At 63.1% G+C, this 12,321-nt stretch carries 13 protein-coding genes; 2 read left to right on the top strand and 11 right to left on the bottom strand.

Going from position 1 to position 12,321, the window contains the following annotated elements:
- Positions 1–28 precede the first annotated feature (28 nt).
- The 8 genes from ACNQOP_RS11875 to coaD form a co-directional block, all read right to left on the bottom strand.
- Entirely contained in the window at positions 29–1,057 is a 1,029-nt protein-coding gene (locus tag ACNQOP_RS11875) for a TolB family protein (protein ID WP_284987110.1), read from the bottom strand.
- Complete coding sequence (locus tag ACNQOP_RS11870; RefSeq protein WP_416404549.1) at positions 1,054–2,346, bottom strand: MFS transporter; 1,293 nt, start codon at positions 2,344–2,346, stop codon at positions 1,054–1,056. The genes ACNQOP_RS11875 and ACNQOP_RS11870 overlap by 4 nt, the downstream gene beginning before the upstream one ends.
- An 8-nt stretch (positions 2,347–2,354) precedes the next feature.
- Positions 2,355–3,131 carry a hypothetical protein gene (locus ACNQOP_RS11865; protein ID WP_416404548.1) on the bottom strand — a complete coding sequence of 259 codons (777 nt, stop codon included), beginning with the start codon at positions 3,129–3,131 and terminating at the stop codon, positions 2,355–2,357.
- Between the two features lie 30 nt (positions 3,132–3,161).
- On the bottom strand, positions 3,162–4,133 hold the full coding sequence (gene mutM / locus ACNQOP_RS11860; protein WP_284987108.1) for a bifunctional DNA-formamidopyrimidine glycosylase/DNA-(apurinic or apyrimidinic site) lyase: 972 nt from the start codon (positions 4,131–4,133) through the stop codon (positions 3,162–3,164).
- Positions 4,134–4,136: 3 nt separating this feature from the next.
- On the bottom strand, positions 4,137–4,847 hold the full coding sequence (gene rnc, locus ACNQOP_RS11855; protein ID WP_235521510.1) for a ribonuclease III: 711 nt from the start codon (positions 4,845–4,847) through the stop codon (positions 4,137–4,139).
- Positions 4,848–4,870: 23 nt separating this feature from the next.
- Positions 4,871–5,074: a 50S ribosomal protein L32 gene (gene rpmF, locus ACNQOP_RS11850; RefSeq protein ID WP_011775139.1), complete on the bottom strand. Its 204-nt coding sequence runs from the start codon at positions 5,072–5,074 to the stop codon at positions 4,871–4,873.
- Between the two features lie 33 nt (positions 5,075–5,107).
- Positions 5,108–5,635, bottom strand: coding sequence for a YceD family protein (locus ACNQOP_RS11845; protein WP_235521511.1), 528 nt, complete (start codon positions 5,633–5,635; stop codon positions 5,108–5,110).
- A gap of 164 nt (positions 5,636–5,799) precedes the next feature.
- Complete coding sequence (gene coaD / locus ACNQOP_RS11840) at positions 5,800–6,300, bottom strand: pantetheine-phosphate adenylyltransferase (RefSeq protein ID WP_416404547.1); 501 nt, start codon at positions 6,298–6,300, stop codon at positions 5,800–5,802.
- Between the two features lie 35 nt (positions 6,301–6,335).
- Here coaD and ACNQOP_RS11835 point away from each other — a divergent pair, with 35 nt between their 5' ends.
- Together ACNQOP_RS11835 and ACNQOP_RS11830 are read left to right on the top strand one after the other, a co-directional pair.
- Complete coding sequence (locus tag ACNQOP_RS11835) at positions 6,336–7,607, top strand: aminotransferase class I/II-fold pyridoxal phosphate-dependent enzyme (RefSeq protein ID WP_416404546.1); 1,272 nt, start codon at positions 6,336–6,338, stop codon at positions 7,605–7,607.
- Positions 7,604–8,389: a spermidine synthase gene (locus tag ACNQOP_RS11830; protein ID WP_257369287.1), complete on the top strand. Its 786-nt coding sequence runs from the start codon at positions 7,604–7,606 to the stop codon at positions 8,387–8,389. The genes ACNQOP_RS11835 and ACNQOP_RS11830 overlap by 4 nt, the downstream gene beginning before the upstream one ends.
- A 13-nt stretch (positions 8,390–8,402) precedes the next feature.
- On the opposite strand, the gene rsmD is transcribed toward ACNQOP_RS11830, so the two are convergent.
- From rsmD to ACNQOP_RS11815, 3 genes are read right to left on the bottom strand one after another with little or no spacing between them, the layout of a single operon-like run.
- On the bottom strand, positions 8,403–8,969 hold the full coding sequence (rsmD, locus tag ACNQOP_RS11825; RefSeq protein ID WP_284987106.1) for a 16S rRNA (guanine(966)-N(2))-methyltransferase RsmD: 567 nt from the start codon (positions 8,967–8,969) through the stop codon (positions 8,403–8,405).
- 39 nt (positions 8,970–9,008) lie between these two features.
- Positions 9,009–11,264 (bottom strand): ATP-dependent DNA helicase RecG, encoded by a 2,256-nt coding sequence (locus ACNQOP_RS11820; RefSeq protein ID WP_416404569.1) that lies wholly within the window; start codon positions 11,262–11,264, stop codon positions 9,009–9,011.
- Complete coding sequence (locus ACNQOP_RS11815) at positions 11,254–12,300, bottom strand: DAK2 domain-containing protein (RefSeq protein WP_416404545.1); 1,047 nt, start codon at positions 12,298–12,300, stop codon at positions 11,254–11,256. Before ACNQOP_RS11815 ends, ACNQOP_RS11820 begins: the two co-directional genes overlap by 11 nt.
- Positions 12,301–12,321: the final 21 nt, after the last annotated feature.

The raw sequence follows: 12,321 nt of genomic DNA, 5'->3' as shown, positions 1-12,321 counted from the left end.
CGGGTGGCTTGCTCAACGGGTGGCTTGCTCAACGGATGACGCTGGGCGACCACGCGTGGGCAATGAACATAGCCGGTTGCGAACCGGGAGTGGTGCCCAGCTGCCAGATGTTGCTGTCCCCTTCCACGGCCTCATCCGCCAACCCGTAAAGAAGGTTCTGGTTGTCCAGCCATTCAATCTGGTCATCGACGCTTCGCTTCTCGGAAAGGACCGTCTCTTGCCCGGTGGCGAGGTCAAGCACAGCCACCTTCCAATGCGCAGCCAAAGCACCGCCGTCGTTCTTCTTGAAGGCAATCCTGGTCCCGTCGGGCGAAATCGATGGGCACTCCACATTGTCGTGCACAGCGGTCAGCGTCTTTGCTGAGATACTTCCGCGGACCAACCAGATCCGCCCCGACGACGCCGCCGTGGCGTAGAAGGCATCCTTTTGTCCCGGCACGAACGTTACTCCCCAGATGTTCCTGTCAGTGGCCACCAGCCGTTGTCCGTTGACCAGGAGGGCGTAGTCCTCCAGGTTTTCGGGTGTTCCTCCCGACTGTGTGATCTCCGTGGCCGTCGAGAACCCGGCGGTCGCATACGAGTGGCCCGTGACAAACACGGTGGTGGCGATCATTGAGCCATCAGGACTGATCCGTGTCCTGCTGGGTATGCCCTTGATGGGCCACGAGCTTTGGGGTTCCCAGTCCCGGTTCAAGAGCGAAGCTTCGAACGCGGTCACCAGCCCGCGGTTGGTCTTCAGGCAGACGGAAGACTCCTTTGTTCCATACACACGGTCGCATTCCTGTTCGCTGACGGACCTGGCTCCCGCCGGAGCCGAGAGGGGAACGGTTGCTGCGTGGCCGTATCCCTGCCCGGAAGCTGTGTTCCGGAAGAGGACAAAGGGAACGCTTGGCAGCGGTTGCGCTGCCGTGACACCCACGGTCGAGGCCGCAGAGCGGCTCTCCTCAAACCGCTGATAGGCCCCCACCGCGTAGATTCCTGCTCCTGCCAGGACCAAGGCAGTCACGGCCAGCAGAAGGCCCCACCTAACCTTTCCCAGGCCCAGCGCTTCACTCATGCGTCGGCGTTAACGACATTGGCTGGCGAAGTGCCCCGCAGGATGAAAATGACGGCCACAACCACGCACCCCAGCAACGCGCCCGCTATCACCATGGCTGACGATGCACCCGCCGCGTACCAGAGCACACCGAAGCCGGCTGAAGCGATCATCCTGGTGAGCGCCACAACTGTCTGGGCCGAAGCGATACCCGTGGCCAGTTTCCCGGGCGGGGTCAGTTGGCTGGCCAATGCGGCCAATACGCCGTCGGTTGCCGCGTAAAACGCACCCAGCAGAACCAGGCAACCCACTGTGGTAGCAAGTCCACCGATGGGCGAAGCCGCGAGGAGATAGGTGGCCAGGAGCGCCACGTGGCCGCCAACAAATACCGGGATCTTGCCTACCCGGTCAGCCAATCGTCCCATGGGAACCGCAAACGCCAGGAAGACCACGTTGGTGCCTACGAACAACAGCGGGAACCACTGGACAGCAAAAGAGTCCCTGGCCTGCAGGACCAGGTAGATAAAGCCGTCGCCAATGGTCACCAGGCCTAGGAGCCCGGCAGCGATCAGCACCTTTCCCAGGCCCGGCTCCTTCAGGTGGCTCCACGAAAAAGCGAACAGCCGGCGCCCCTCGCGTTCGGCTGCGTCCGGCAGCCCATCCGCCCGGACGTCCGGCACAATCAGCCCCAGGACGGCAACGCCAATCACAGCGAACGCAAGCGAGACGACAAAAACCGTGCTGAAACCGTTGGGAATCATCAGCAGGACAAAGAACGCGATCAACGGTCCGGCTGCTGCCCCGATATTGTCCAGCATCCGGTGCACCCCGAAGGACCTGGCAAGATGCTCAGGCTGCGCGGACACTGAAATGAGCGCATCCCTGGGGGCAGTGCGTATACCTTTGCCGATCCTGTCCCCCGTGACAATCGCGGCAATCGCCCAGAATCCCCCGGCGAACAGGAAACCTATCCTTGCAACCATGGACAGGCCATACCCGGCCAACGCAATTCGTTTTGGATGGCCGCTCCGGTCCGCTGCCCAGCCCGCGGCAATTCTGACGATCGCGCTGGCGCCTTGATTGATCCCGTCAATGAAACCAAATGCGATCGTGGACAACCCCAGGAAGCCGGTCACGTACAGCGGGAGAATGGCTGTGACCGATTCCGAGGAGACATCCGTGACCATGCTGACGATGCCCAGCCATACGATCACCGGTGACAACCGGAACGGCACTCCACTCGGCAGTGCCGTTTCCATACCTTGCGGCTTGGCCCGTTTGCCGCCCCGGTCTGAAAGCGAAATGTACATGGCCGCCCCTAGCCCGCCGTCGTATGCAGGGTGCCCAGCAGTTGGAACCGCGAAGCGCCGGTACCCGTCGTCGTCACGGAAACTGTCACGGTATCGCTGCCACGAACGAACCGCGTGGCCACAGCACCGTCAGCGGCGGGAGCTTGCTCAGACCAGAACCCACGGGACACCAGGGACTGGCTGAAGGAGCCCAGCACTTCGCTTTGGGGTTTGGCCACGATCCCATCCGCTGCCACTTGAAGGGCATTGCCCGAGGTCGACACTGAGGTGGAACCTATGGTTGTTCCGGCAGGCAGGGTGAGAATGTCAGCCGGCCACCCGTCCACCACCTTGCCGGCAGCCGTACCCGGCGCAGGCAAGGCACCCGAGATCAAGGGGGCGGGCGCGGATGGTTCGGGCAAGCCGGAAGGGGTCGCGGTCACCGGTGGAAGGACTTCCAGGGGTTTGGCGGTGGACTGGCCGTCGCCGCCGGTCTCCGGGCCGGCGCCAGCCTGGTTCGACGACGGGCTGCCGGACACCGGGGTGCCCTCGCCCGGGCTTGCGCCGGCCGGAGCACCCTGGGTGCCGCTGGAGCTGGGGGCTGGGCGTGAAGTGGAGGAATCCTGCGCAGTGGTGGACCCGGTCCTTCCAGCCATTTGATCGAAAATTACTGCCACGGCGGCGACCAGCAGGGCAAGGCAAATACCTGCGATGACCAGCCGCCGCGCCATCATGGTTTGGCCGGGCTGGGTACGCCGCCAAGCGGCTGATTCGGGGCCACGCGTTTCATGGGGACAGTCTGCCATCGCGATCCGGATTCCGGAACAGTTTTGGCGCTACCAACGCCCATTCCGCGGGCGTGGTTGGCACACAGGGCAGGTATAAGAGGAGCGGTTCATGAACTGCTCCCGTTTGATGACACTTCTGAGCCCGGTTGCTTCGCAGCGCGGGCACAGCTCACCAGCCCGCCCATAAGCGTTAAGGGAACGGGAAAAGTACCCCGAATCACCGTTCACATTCACGTAGAGGGAATCAAAACTCGTCCCTCCTGCAGCCAACGCAGCATTCATGACCTCTTGCGCGGCCACCACCAGGCGCTCGGCATCGGAACGGCGAAGGGTGTCCGTGGCCCGGGCGTAGTGGAGGCGTGCGCGCCACAGTGCTTCATCGGCGTAGATGTTGCCAATTCCCGAGATGACACCCTGGTCCAGGAGCGCCCTCTTGAGGCCCGTCTTGCGGTTCTTGATCTTTCGGTAGAACGCATCGAATGAAAAGTGCGGGTCGAGCGGGTCCCGGGCGATGTGCGATGCTTCTTCTGCGATCTCGGGCAGGGGCGATTCGCCAAGGCCGCCAGGGCCGCCGTCGACGGTTGGGATCAACGACGTGACGAAGAGTCCACCGAAAATGCGTTGGTCGACAAACCGCAGCTGCTCCGGCATGCCGTCCACCGGGCTGAGCTTGATCCGGACCTTGAGGTGCTTCTCATCCGGCACCGCCGGATCCTGCATGAGCAGCTGGCCGCTCATTCCCAGATGGGCCATCAGCGCCACGCGCGGCATCTCCAAAGCGGTGGCCGCGTGCGTGGTGCCAGCAGGGTTCTCCATGGCCAAGGGCATCCACAGGAACTTCCCGCGTCGAACGACATCCAGCACGGTTGCATGTTCGAGGTTCCCCACGAAATCCTCGGTACCCAAGGCATGCCGCCGGATGGAGCGGGGATCAATGACGTCGACGCCGGTGATGGTCCGGCCACGCACCCAGCGGGCCAGACCTCGGCGTACTACCTCTACTTCAGGGAGTTCCGGCATCCGTCAGGCTTGGGCCGGACCGGCAGCTGATGAGTCCATGGCGGTGAGTGCACGCCAGGCATCGGCAGCAGCTTCCTGCTCCGCCTCTTTCTTGGAATGGCCAGAGCCGCGACCATAGGGGGTCCCACCGATGTTCAGGACGGCTTCGAAAGTCCTGGCGTGATCGGGACCGGAGCCCTCCACGGCGTAGTGGATGGCCCCAAGCTGGCGGCTGGCCGTCAGCTCCTGGATGCTCGTTTTCCAGTCCGTGCCGGCACCAAGGGCGCCTGCGTCCTTCAGGAGCGGACCTACCAGGCGCATGACCAGTTGGCGGGCGGTTTCGATATCGTTCGAAAGGTACGTGGCACCGATCAGGGCTTCCATGGTGTCAGCCAGGATGGACGCTTTGTTCTTGCCGTCGGTCAGCTTCTCGCCTTGCCCGAGGTAAATGAACTCGCCGACGCCGATGGAGCGCCCAATGCCGGCCAAAGCCCGCGTACTGACGACGGCGGAACGCCGCTTGGCTAGTTCGCCTTCAGGCAGCGAGGGGTTCTCACGGTATAGGGAATCGGTGACCGAGAAGCCCAGGATGGAGTCGCCGAGGAACTCGAGGCGCTCGTTGGTGGGGATCCCGCCGTTCTCATACGCGTATGAGCGATGTGTGAGAGCAAGACGAAGCGTCTCGGTGTCAATGGAGACACCGAGACGCTTCAGAAGCTCTTCAGTTGAAGACATCCTTAGTCAGCCTGTACGGCAGATTAGGCGTCTGCGACCTTGCGGCCCTTGTATTCAAGGAACAGCGCGGTGCCGGCAGAGTCAGTGACGACCTTTGCCTGGTGCGGCAGGCTGTAGGTAACCTGACCGTTTTCGATGGTCTTGACCAAGTTGGGGGCAGTTGCCTTCCACTGGGCACGGCGGGCGCGTGTATTTGCGCGAGACATTTTCCGCTTGGGAACAGCCACGGCTATCTCATTTCTCTCTTAGACGAACACTTACTAATCGGTTTGCCGGTCAGTCTTAGCCAGATCAGCTAGGGCAGCCCAGCGAGGGTCAATGACCTCGTGGTGGTGCCCCGGCTCGTCTTCCAGGCGCGCTCCACATTCGGAGCACAGACCCTGGCAGTCTTCCCGGCACACCGGCTGGAACGGCAGCATAGTGACAACTGCGTCCCGCAACACCGGCTCAAGATCGATCAGATCGTACTCGACTCGACGTTGCTCTTCATCGTCTTCCTCGTCGGAAAGCTCAGCGCCTTCGTAGAAGAAAAGTTCTTGCACATTGACCTCAAGGTCATACGCAAGGGGATCCAGGCATCGCCCGCACTCGCCGGTTACTTCGACGACGGCGGAGCCAGATACCAGAATTCCTTCGTGTACGGCCTCCAAGCGAAGATCCAGCTCGATATCCGAGCCTTCCTTCACGCCAATGAGCGCCACACCAAGGTCACTTGGCGCAGGTACATGCTCGTTGAGTGTCCGCATGGTCCCTGGACTGCGTCCAAGGTCCTTGACTACCAGCGCCAAGGGCGAACTTGCATCTCGCTTAATGAGAACTCCTGTAGAACATATGACCGACGTACCATCTTAGCCTGATCTCGCTGGAGGACTCAAACCGACGCCGGGCGCGCGCAAAGGCGCGGTGGTTTCAGCTGGGGACTCTGCGTGAAGGCGCAAGGTACCCGTCAAGCTTACCCTTTGCGTGGCGGTTCGGTGGGCGGCTCGCCAGCGAGGAGCCGTTTCAGCACGGACTTGGGAACAAAATCGGAGATATCGCCCCCCAGCACGCTGATCTCCTTGATCAGGGTGGAAGAAAGATGCACGTAATGCGCCTCCGCCGGCAGGAAGACGGTTTCGACGCCGGTCAGCTGGCGGTTCATGGTGGCCATGGGCAGCTCGTAGTCAAAGTCCGAAGAGGACCGAAGACCCTTGACGATGGCAGAAACGCCCCGGTTCCTGCAGTACTCGGCGAGGAGCCCTTCACCCATGGGCTCCACGATGATTCCGCGCAACGACGCCAGCGTTTCGCGTGCCATCTCCATGCGGTCTTCGAGGCTGAACCGGTACTTCTTGGCGTAGTTCGTCGATACCGCCACGATAACTTCGTCAAACAAGCCGGCAGCCCGGGCGATGACTTCGAGATGTCCGTGGTGGATAGGGTCAAAAGATCCAGGGCATACCGCGCGTCTCATGAGACGAACCTACCCCATGGCTCTGCCGGGATACCATGGCTCCCATGGCATCCGCAGGCATCAGCCCCCTTGATACACACGCCGGCAACGGATCCCCCCACGGTACGGACAGCGCCGCCCCGTGGCAGCGGGCAGCCCTCGGAGCGAACCTGTTGTCGCCCAATGGAGGGCTCGGAGTCACCATCTTCGAGGAAATGACCACGCTGGCGGTATCCACGGGCGCCATCAACCTGGGCCAAGGCTTCCCCGACGAGGACGGCCCGTCGAAGATCAAGGCCGCCGCCCAGGATGCCATTGCATCCGGAGCCAACCAGTACGCTCCGGGCAAGGGCATCCCCGCGCTGAGGGAAGCAATCGCGGCCCACCAGAAGCGGTTCTACGGATTGGAACCCAATCCCGACACGGAAGTACTGGTCACCACCGGCGCTACCGAGGCAATCGCCGCGGCGCTGCTGGCCTTCGTGCAACCCGGCGATGAAGTCCTGACCTTCGAGCCGTTCTACGACTCTTACGGTGCCATCATCGGCTTGGCAGGCGCCAAACACGTCACCGCTCCCCTGCTGGCGCCGGACTTCATGCCTGACCTCGACGCCTTGGAAAACGCGTTCAGCAGCCGGACCAAGGTTGTCCTCCTCAACAACCCGCACAACCCCACCGGTGCTGTCTTCCCCCAGCAGGTCCTGGCAAAGGTCGTTGAGTTGGCGGCAAAGCACGACGCCATCATCGTCAGCGATGAGGTGTACGAGCACCTGACATTCGGCCCGGCCCACATCCCCGTCACGTCCCTGCCGGGAGCGGCCGGACGGACCATCACCATCTCCTCCGCCGGAAAGACGTTTTCCTTCACCGGCTGGAAGATCGGCTGGCTGAGCGGCCCGGAACACCTCGTAGCGGCTGTGCGCACTGTGAAGCAATTCCTGACCTACAGTTCCGGCACGCCCTTCCAGAGCGCCATCGCGGTGGGCCTCGCACTACCGGACGAGTTCTACACCGGCATCGCAACGACCCTTAAGCGCAAGCGCGATATCCTCGCCGCGGGCCTGCGTGCCGCTGGATTTGGGGTGTACTCCCCCAGCGGAACGTACTTCATCAACGTCGATACAGCCCCCCTGGGCATCAGCGATTCCGTAGACCTGGCACGGCGGCTGCCCGGCCTGGTAGGAGTGGCAGCAATCCCCGTTCCAGTGTTCTGCCACCCTGAAGGCGCCGAGCGGACCCGTTCCCTGCTGCGCTTCGCGTTCTGCAAGAAGACCGGGGTTCTGGAAGAAGCTGCCGAACGCCTGGCCACGCTCAAGGACCGGCTCTGAACCCCGCCCAGCCCCATGCCACCCGCTTCCTCCGGACGACGGGCCAACACGCCACCATCGAGGCCGACACCCTCATAAACGGCAGCTTCGTCCTCAGCATCGGCGGAGCAGAACAATCCCACGTCAACCTCCAGGACCCGGCAGAGATCTTCTACGAGTACCTGCGCAGGATCGGACACGTGGTGGACCTTGCAGCAGAACCGGGCAAGCCCCTCACCGCCTTGCACCTCGGAGCCGGCGCCCTCACCTTGGCCCGCTACATCCAGGCCACCCGTCCGGGTTCGGACCAGTATGCCGTTGAGCTCGAGCGCGAACTCCTGGATTTCGTCCTCCAAAAGCTGCCCATGCCCGACGGCACCGCATTGAGCACCCATATCGGCGACGCCCGCGACGCGTTGGGTGAGCTGCCCGCCCACCTGACGTTCGACGTCGTTATCCTTGACATCTTCTCCGGACCCGAGGCACCAGCCCACATCGCCTGCCAGGAGTTCTACGAAGAGGCAGCCGCAAGGTTAAGCCCGAACGGCGTCCTGATCATCAACGTGGGCGATGAGCCCGCCCTGACCTTGGTACGCAGCCAGGTGGCTGCATTGCGGGCAGCGATGACGGACGTCGCCGCCTTTGCCGAATCAGGCATGTTCGAGGGCCGGTACCCGGGCAACATCGTCCTGGTGGGCACCCAAAAGCCATGGCCGCCCGGTTGGACCGCTGAGCTCCTTGCCCGCGGACCGCATCCGGCCGCAGTACTCACAGGCGTCGACCTCGATCGCATCACAGGCTAGGCAGGGACACGCCTCAGGACGGCTCCGCGAACCACAGTTTGGTCTCGCCGTATTTCTTGTCCGCGAAGCATTCCAAGGACTGCGGCCACGCGGGTTCGGGACTTCGCGAACTTCGCTCCACAACTACTACTGCAGCCTCGTCCAGGTGCGGTGCCAGTTTGGCAAGCACAGCGCTGAGGGCATCTTCGTCCAACGGGTACGGCGGGTCCAGGAAGACCAAGTCCCACACATCAGCTTCACCGGCACGTTCAAGGAACGATTCCACCTTTGACCTGTGGACCGATACCCTCTTGCCTCCAAGCACCTGGTTCACCAGGTCGGCATTGCGCTGGCAGACATCGCTGGCCCTGGCGTCAAACTCCACCAGATCAACGCTGCGGGCGCCACGGCTGGCGCTCTCGACTCCCAGCGAACCCGAACCGGCGTAGAGGTCCAGGACCCGGAACCCATCAATAACCGCCAATGACTCCAAGCGGGAGAAGAGCGCCTCCTTGACCCGGTCCGTCGTGGGCCGCGTCGCTGTTCCGGGCACGCTCGCCAAGGGATTGCCGCCGGCGACACCGGCAATGATGCGGCTCATAGGGTGGTAGCTTTCAGGTAATAAAGCGTCCCTGGACTCTTAACCGCGTTCAAGGAACGCCTCCTTTTCGGGATTCAAATAGTCGTCGATTGCCGCAGCGAGGGCCGGCTGGTTACCCAAGGCAGGGTCTTCTGACACAAAGGCCTGGGCGTCAGTGCGTGCGCGCGCAATGATGTCCTCGTGGTCAAGGACACGAAGCAGTTTCAGTGTGGAGCGGCCCCCGGATTGGGAAGCGCCAAGGATGTCGCCCTCCCTGCGAAGCTTCAGGTCCTCTTGGGAGAGCTCAAAGCCGTCAGTGGTTGAGGCAACGGCTTCCAGGCGGCGCCGGCTCGGGTGACCTGGTTCCAGGGTAGTCACCAACAGGCAAGTGCCGGGCAGTCCTCCGCGGCCCACCCGCCCACGCAGCTGGTGGAGCTGCGAAATCCCAAAGCGGTCAGCGTCCAGGATCACCATAAGGGTGGCATTGTGGACGTCCACACCCACTTCGATGACGGTGGTGGACACCAAGACCTTGGTCTGGTTGGCCGCGAACGAGGCCATGGTGTCGGACTTGAGCTGCGGGTCCTGCCGGCCGTGGAGCGGTGCCACCGGAACTCCGGACAAGGACGGCTCATCGAGGAGGCTTTCGACGACGGCAGTCACCGACGCGAGCTCCCGTGACGCACCGTCGTCCGCGAGGTCGGCGTCGCTTGGTTCCGCTTCACCCGGGCTGAAGTCGCCGTCGTCGTCCGATCCGATCTTGGGGCAGACGACGTACACCTGGTGGCCCGATTCGACTTCTTCACGGGACCGCTTCCAAATCCGGTCCACCCAGCCGGGGTTCTCGGCAAGGCCCACCACGTGGGTTGAAATGGGGGCGCGCCCCGCCGGAAGCTCATCAAGGATGGACGTTTCAAGGTCGCCAAACACCGTCATGGCAACAGTCCGCGGGATGGGCGTGGCCGTCATGACCAGCAAGTGCGGGGGCCGTTGTGCCTTTGCCCTCAGGGCATCACGTTGCTCCACTCCGAAGCGGTGCTGCTCATCCACCACAATCAAGCCGAGATCCTGGAAGCTCGTTTTGTCGCTCAGCAAAGCGTGCGTGCCGATCACGATGCCTGCATTCCCGGACGCGGCATCCAGCATGGCCTGTTTCTTCGCGGCGGTGGGCATGGAACCCGTCAGCAGCGTCACCTGGACGGTACCCTGAGCGGGATCACCACCAAGCATCCCAGCGCCGCCAAAGACGTGGTCCCGCGCAAGTTCCCCCAATGTCCGCCGGATGGAGTGGAAATGCTGGGCGGCCAGCACCTCAGTGGGGGCAAGCAGGGCGGCCTGGCCACCGGCGTCCACCACCTGCAGCATCGCACGGAGGGCCACGATCGTCTTGCCCGATCCCACCTCACCCTGCAGCAGCCTGTTCATGGGGGTGTCCCGTGCGAGTTCTTCCGCAAGCGTCTTTCCGACGGCGGATTGGCCGGCTGTGAGGGTAAACGGCAGGTTTTGGTCGAACTTACCCAGCAAACCGCCACTGATCGGCCGCCGGGCCGTTGCTTCCTCCGCCGCGAGCTGGGCCCGTCGGCGCGCCAGGGCTGTCTGCAGGACCAGGGCTTCCTGGTAACGGAAGCGCTCCTGTGCCCGCTGCCAGTCCTTGGGGGTCTCCGGCGAATGGATCAGGCGATATGCCTCGGCAACACTGAGGTGCCCGTCCCGATGAACGATACGCTCCGGAAGGGGATCGGTCATCGCATCCAGGTCCATGGTCTCCAGGAGGGCGCTGATGACTTTGTGGATGGACCAGCTGGTGAGTTTTGCGGTGGCCGGATACACCGGGATGGGCATCGCGGCGAGCTTTTCGGGGTCCATGGAGCCCTCAGCCCCGGGATCCTCGTCAAGCAGCAGGAAGTCAGGGTTGGTCAAGCCCAAGGCACCACCGTAGCGGGTCACCTTGCCCGAGAACATTGCCCGGCGGCCCGCGAGAAGCTCCGACTTGGCCCTGAAACCGTTGAAGAAACTGACCTTCAAAGTTCCAGGCACACTGGTTCCGCCGGCTTCATCGGTGACCACGACATCGGTAATGGAACCTCGCCGGGCACGCATTTGCCGGGTGGTGTTGGACAGCACCCGGGCAATCAGCGTGACTTCCTCGTCCAAGGGAAGGTTGCTGATGGGCGTCAGCTCACCCCGGCTCAGGTAGCGGCGCGGAAAATAGTTCAGCAAGGAACCGACGGTCTTAAGGCCCAGGTGTTTGTCGATGACGGAAGCGGACCGCTTGCCGATTCGGCGTTCCAGGGGCAGTTCGAGTTCAGAATTCATGCCGTGGCTGGCCCGGGTCACCGGGTACTTCCTTGTCCTGGGCGGCGGTGTCCGGGGCGGCGCCGGACGGAACCGCAAGCTGGCTGACAGCGATGTCCGTGGGTTCCCCCAACGAACGGATCAGGGCAACGGCGGGCTCAGGATCGGGGACGTGCACATGCACCCGCCAACGGTAGCTGGGCTCAACGGCTGGCTCGTCGTCATCCTCCGGGCCCTGCGCTCCGCCAACCTGGCTCATGATCACGGAGTCGCCCATTTCGTCCAGGCGTTGCCGGAGGATGGCCGCGTTCAGTGGAGACAGGCTGATGGTGCACATGACTTCAACACCGTCGTCGGCAGGCATGTGCTCATGGATATGGGGATCCTGCAGTTTGTAGCCGTGCAGGCCGTCCAACAGCTCATCCTGGAGCTCTTCGCCGAGGACAGCCGAGCGGAGGCAGTCGAGCACCAGCAGCATGCCAACGCCCCCGGCGTCGACCACGCGGGCTTCGTGGAGTTGCGCGAGTTCGTCTTCGGTGCGGACAACGGCCTGGTAGGCGGCATCCACCACGGCATCAAGCGAAAGGCCCAAGGCATGGTTGCTGTCATCACCGTTCTGGGCCGCTTCCACGGCCTGGGCCGCGTTGGCGGCTGCTTCGAGGACCGAGAGCATGGTGCCGGCAACAGGTTCACTCAACGCCGACCACGCCCGGATTTGCGCCCTGTTCAAGGCAGTTGCGAGCAGCGGCGCGCTCAGGCGTGACTTGCCGGCCAGGGGCTCAGCTGCTGCGCAGAGAAAGACGGCGAAGAGCGTTCCGGAGTTCCCGCGTGCCTGTTCCATGGCAGCCTGGCCGGCCCGCGAAAGAACCGCTCCCACGTCGTTGCCCGTTTCGGTGGAATCCGGCGTGGTGCCACCCAGGGCCGTGACAGCCGCCCGGACCGTGAGGTAAAGGTTGGTTCCGGTATCGCCGTCGGCTACAGGAAAGATGTTGATCGCGTTGAGGCGGTCACTATGGTTCCCCAGGACTACTTCCGCTTTGCCTAGCCAACGTTTCATGGCGTGCGCATTCGCGGCGAT

The organism is Arthrobacter sp. LFS091, from assembly GCF_047977885.1.
In the GTDB taxonomy this organism is placed as follows: domain Bacteria; phylum Actinomycetota; class Actinomycetes; order Actinomycetales; family Micrococcaceae; genus Arthrobacter.
Note: the sequence above shows the minus strand (reverse complement) of the source record. Positions and strands in the feature narration are given on the sequence as shown.

Excerpts from the sequence above, each read along its gene's own strand:
- ACNQOP_RS11875 (WP_284987110.1), bottom strand. The coding sequence starts at position 1,057 with ATGAGTGAAGCGCTGGGCCTGGGAAAGGTTAGGTGGGGCCTTCTGCTG.
- ACNQOP_RS11870 (WP_416404549.1), bottom strand. The coding sequence starts at position 2,346 with ATGTACATTTCGCTTTCAGACCGGGGCGGCAAACGGGCCAAGCCGCAA.
- ACNQOP_RS11865 (WP_416404548.1), bottom strand. The coding sequence starts at position 3,131 with ATGGCAGACTGTCCCCATGAAACGCGTGGCCCCGAATCAGCCGCTTGG.
- mutM (WP_284987108.1), bottom strand. The coding sequence starts at position 4,133 with ATGCCGGAACTCCCTGAAGTAGAGGTAGTACGCCGAGGTCTGGCCCGC.
- rnc (WP_235521510.1), bottom strand. The coding sequence starts at position 4,847 with ATGTCTTCAACTGAAGAGCTTCTGAAGCGTCTCGGTGTCTCCATTGAC.
- coaD (WP_416404547.1), bottom strand. The coding sequence starts at position 6,300 with ATGAGACGCGCGGTATGCCCTGGATCTTTTGACCCTATCCACCACGGA.
- ACNQOP_RS11835 (WP_416404546.1), top strand. The coding sequence starts at position 6,336 with ATGGCTCCCATGGCATCCGCAGGCATCAGCCCCCTTGATACACACGCC.
- rsmD (WP_284987106.1), bottom strand. The coding sequence starts at position 8,969 with ATGAGCCGCATCATTGCCGGTGTCGCCGGCGGCAATCCCTTGGCGAGC.
- ACNQOP_RS11820 (WP_416404569.1), bottom strand. The coding sequence starts at position 11,264 with ATGAATTCTGAACTCGAACTGCCCCTGGAACGCCGAATCGGCAAGCGG.
- ACNQOP_RS11815 (WP_416404545.1), bottom strand. The coding sequence starts at position 12,300 with ATGAAACGTTGGCTAGGCAAAGCGGAAGTAGTCCTGGGGAACCATAGT.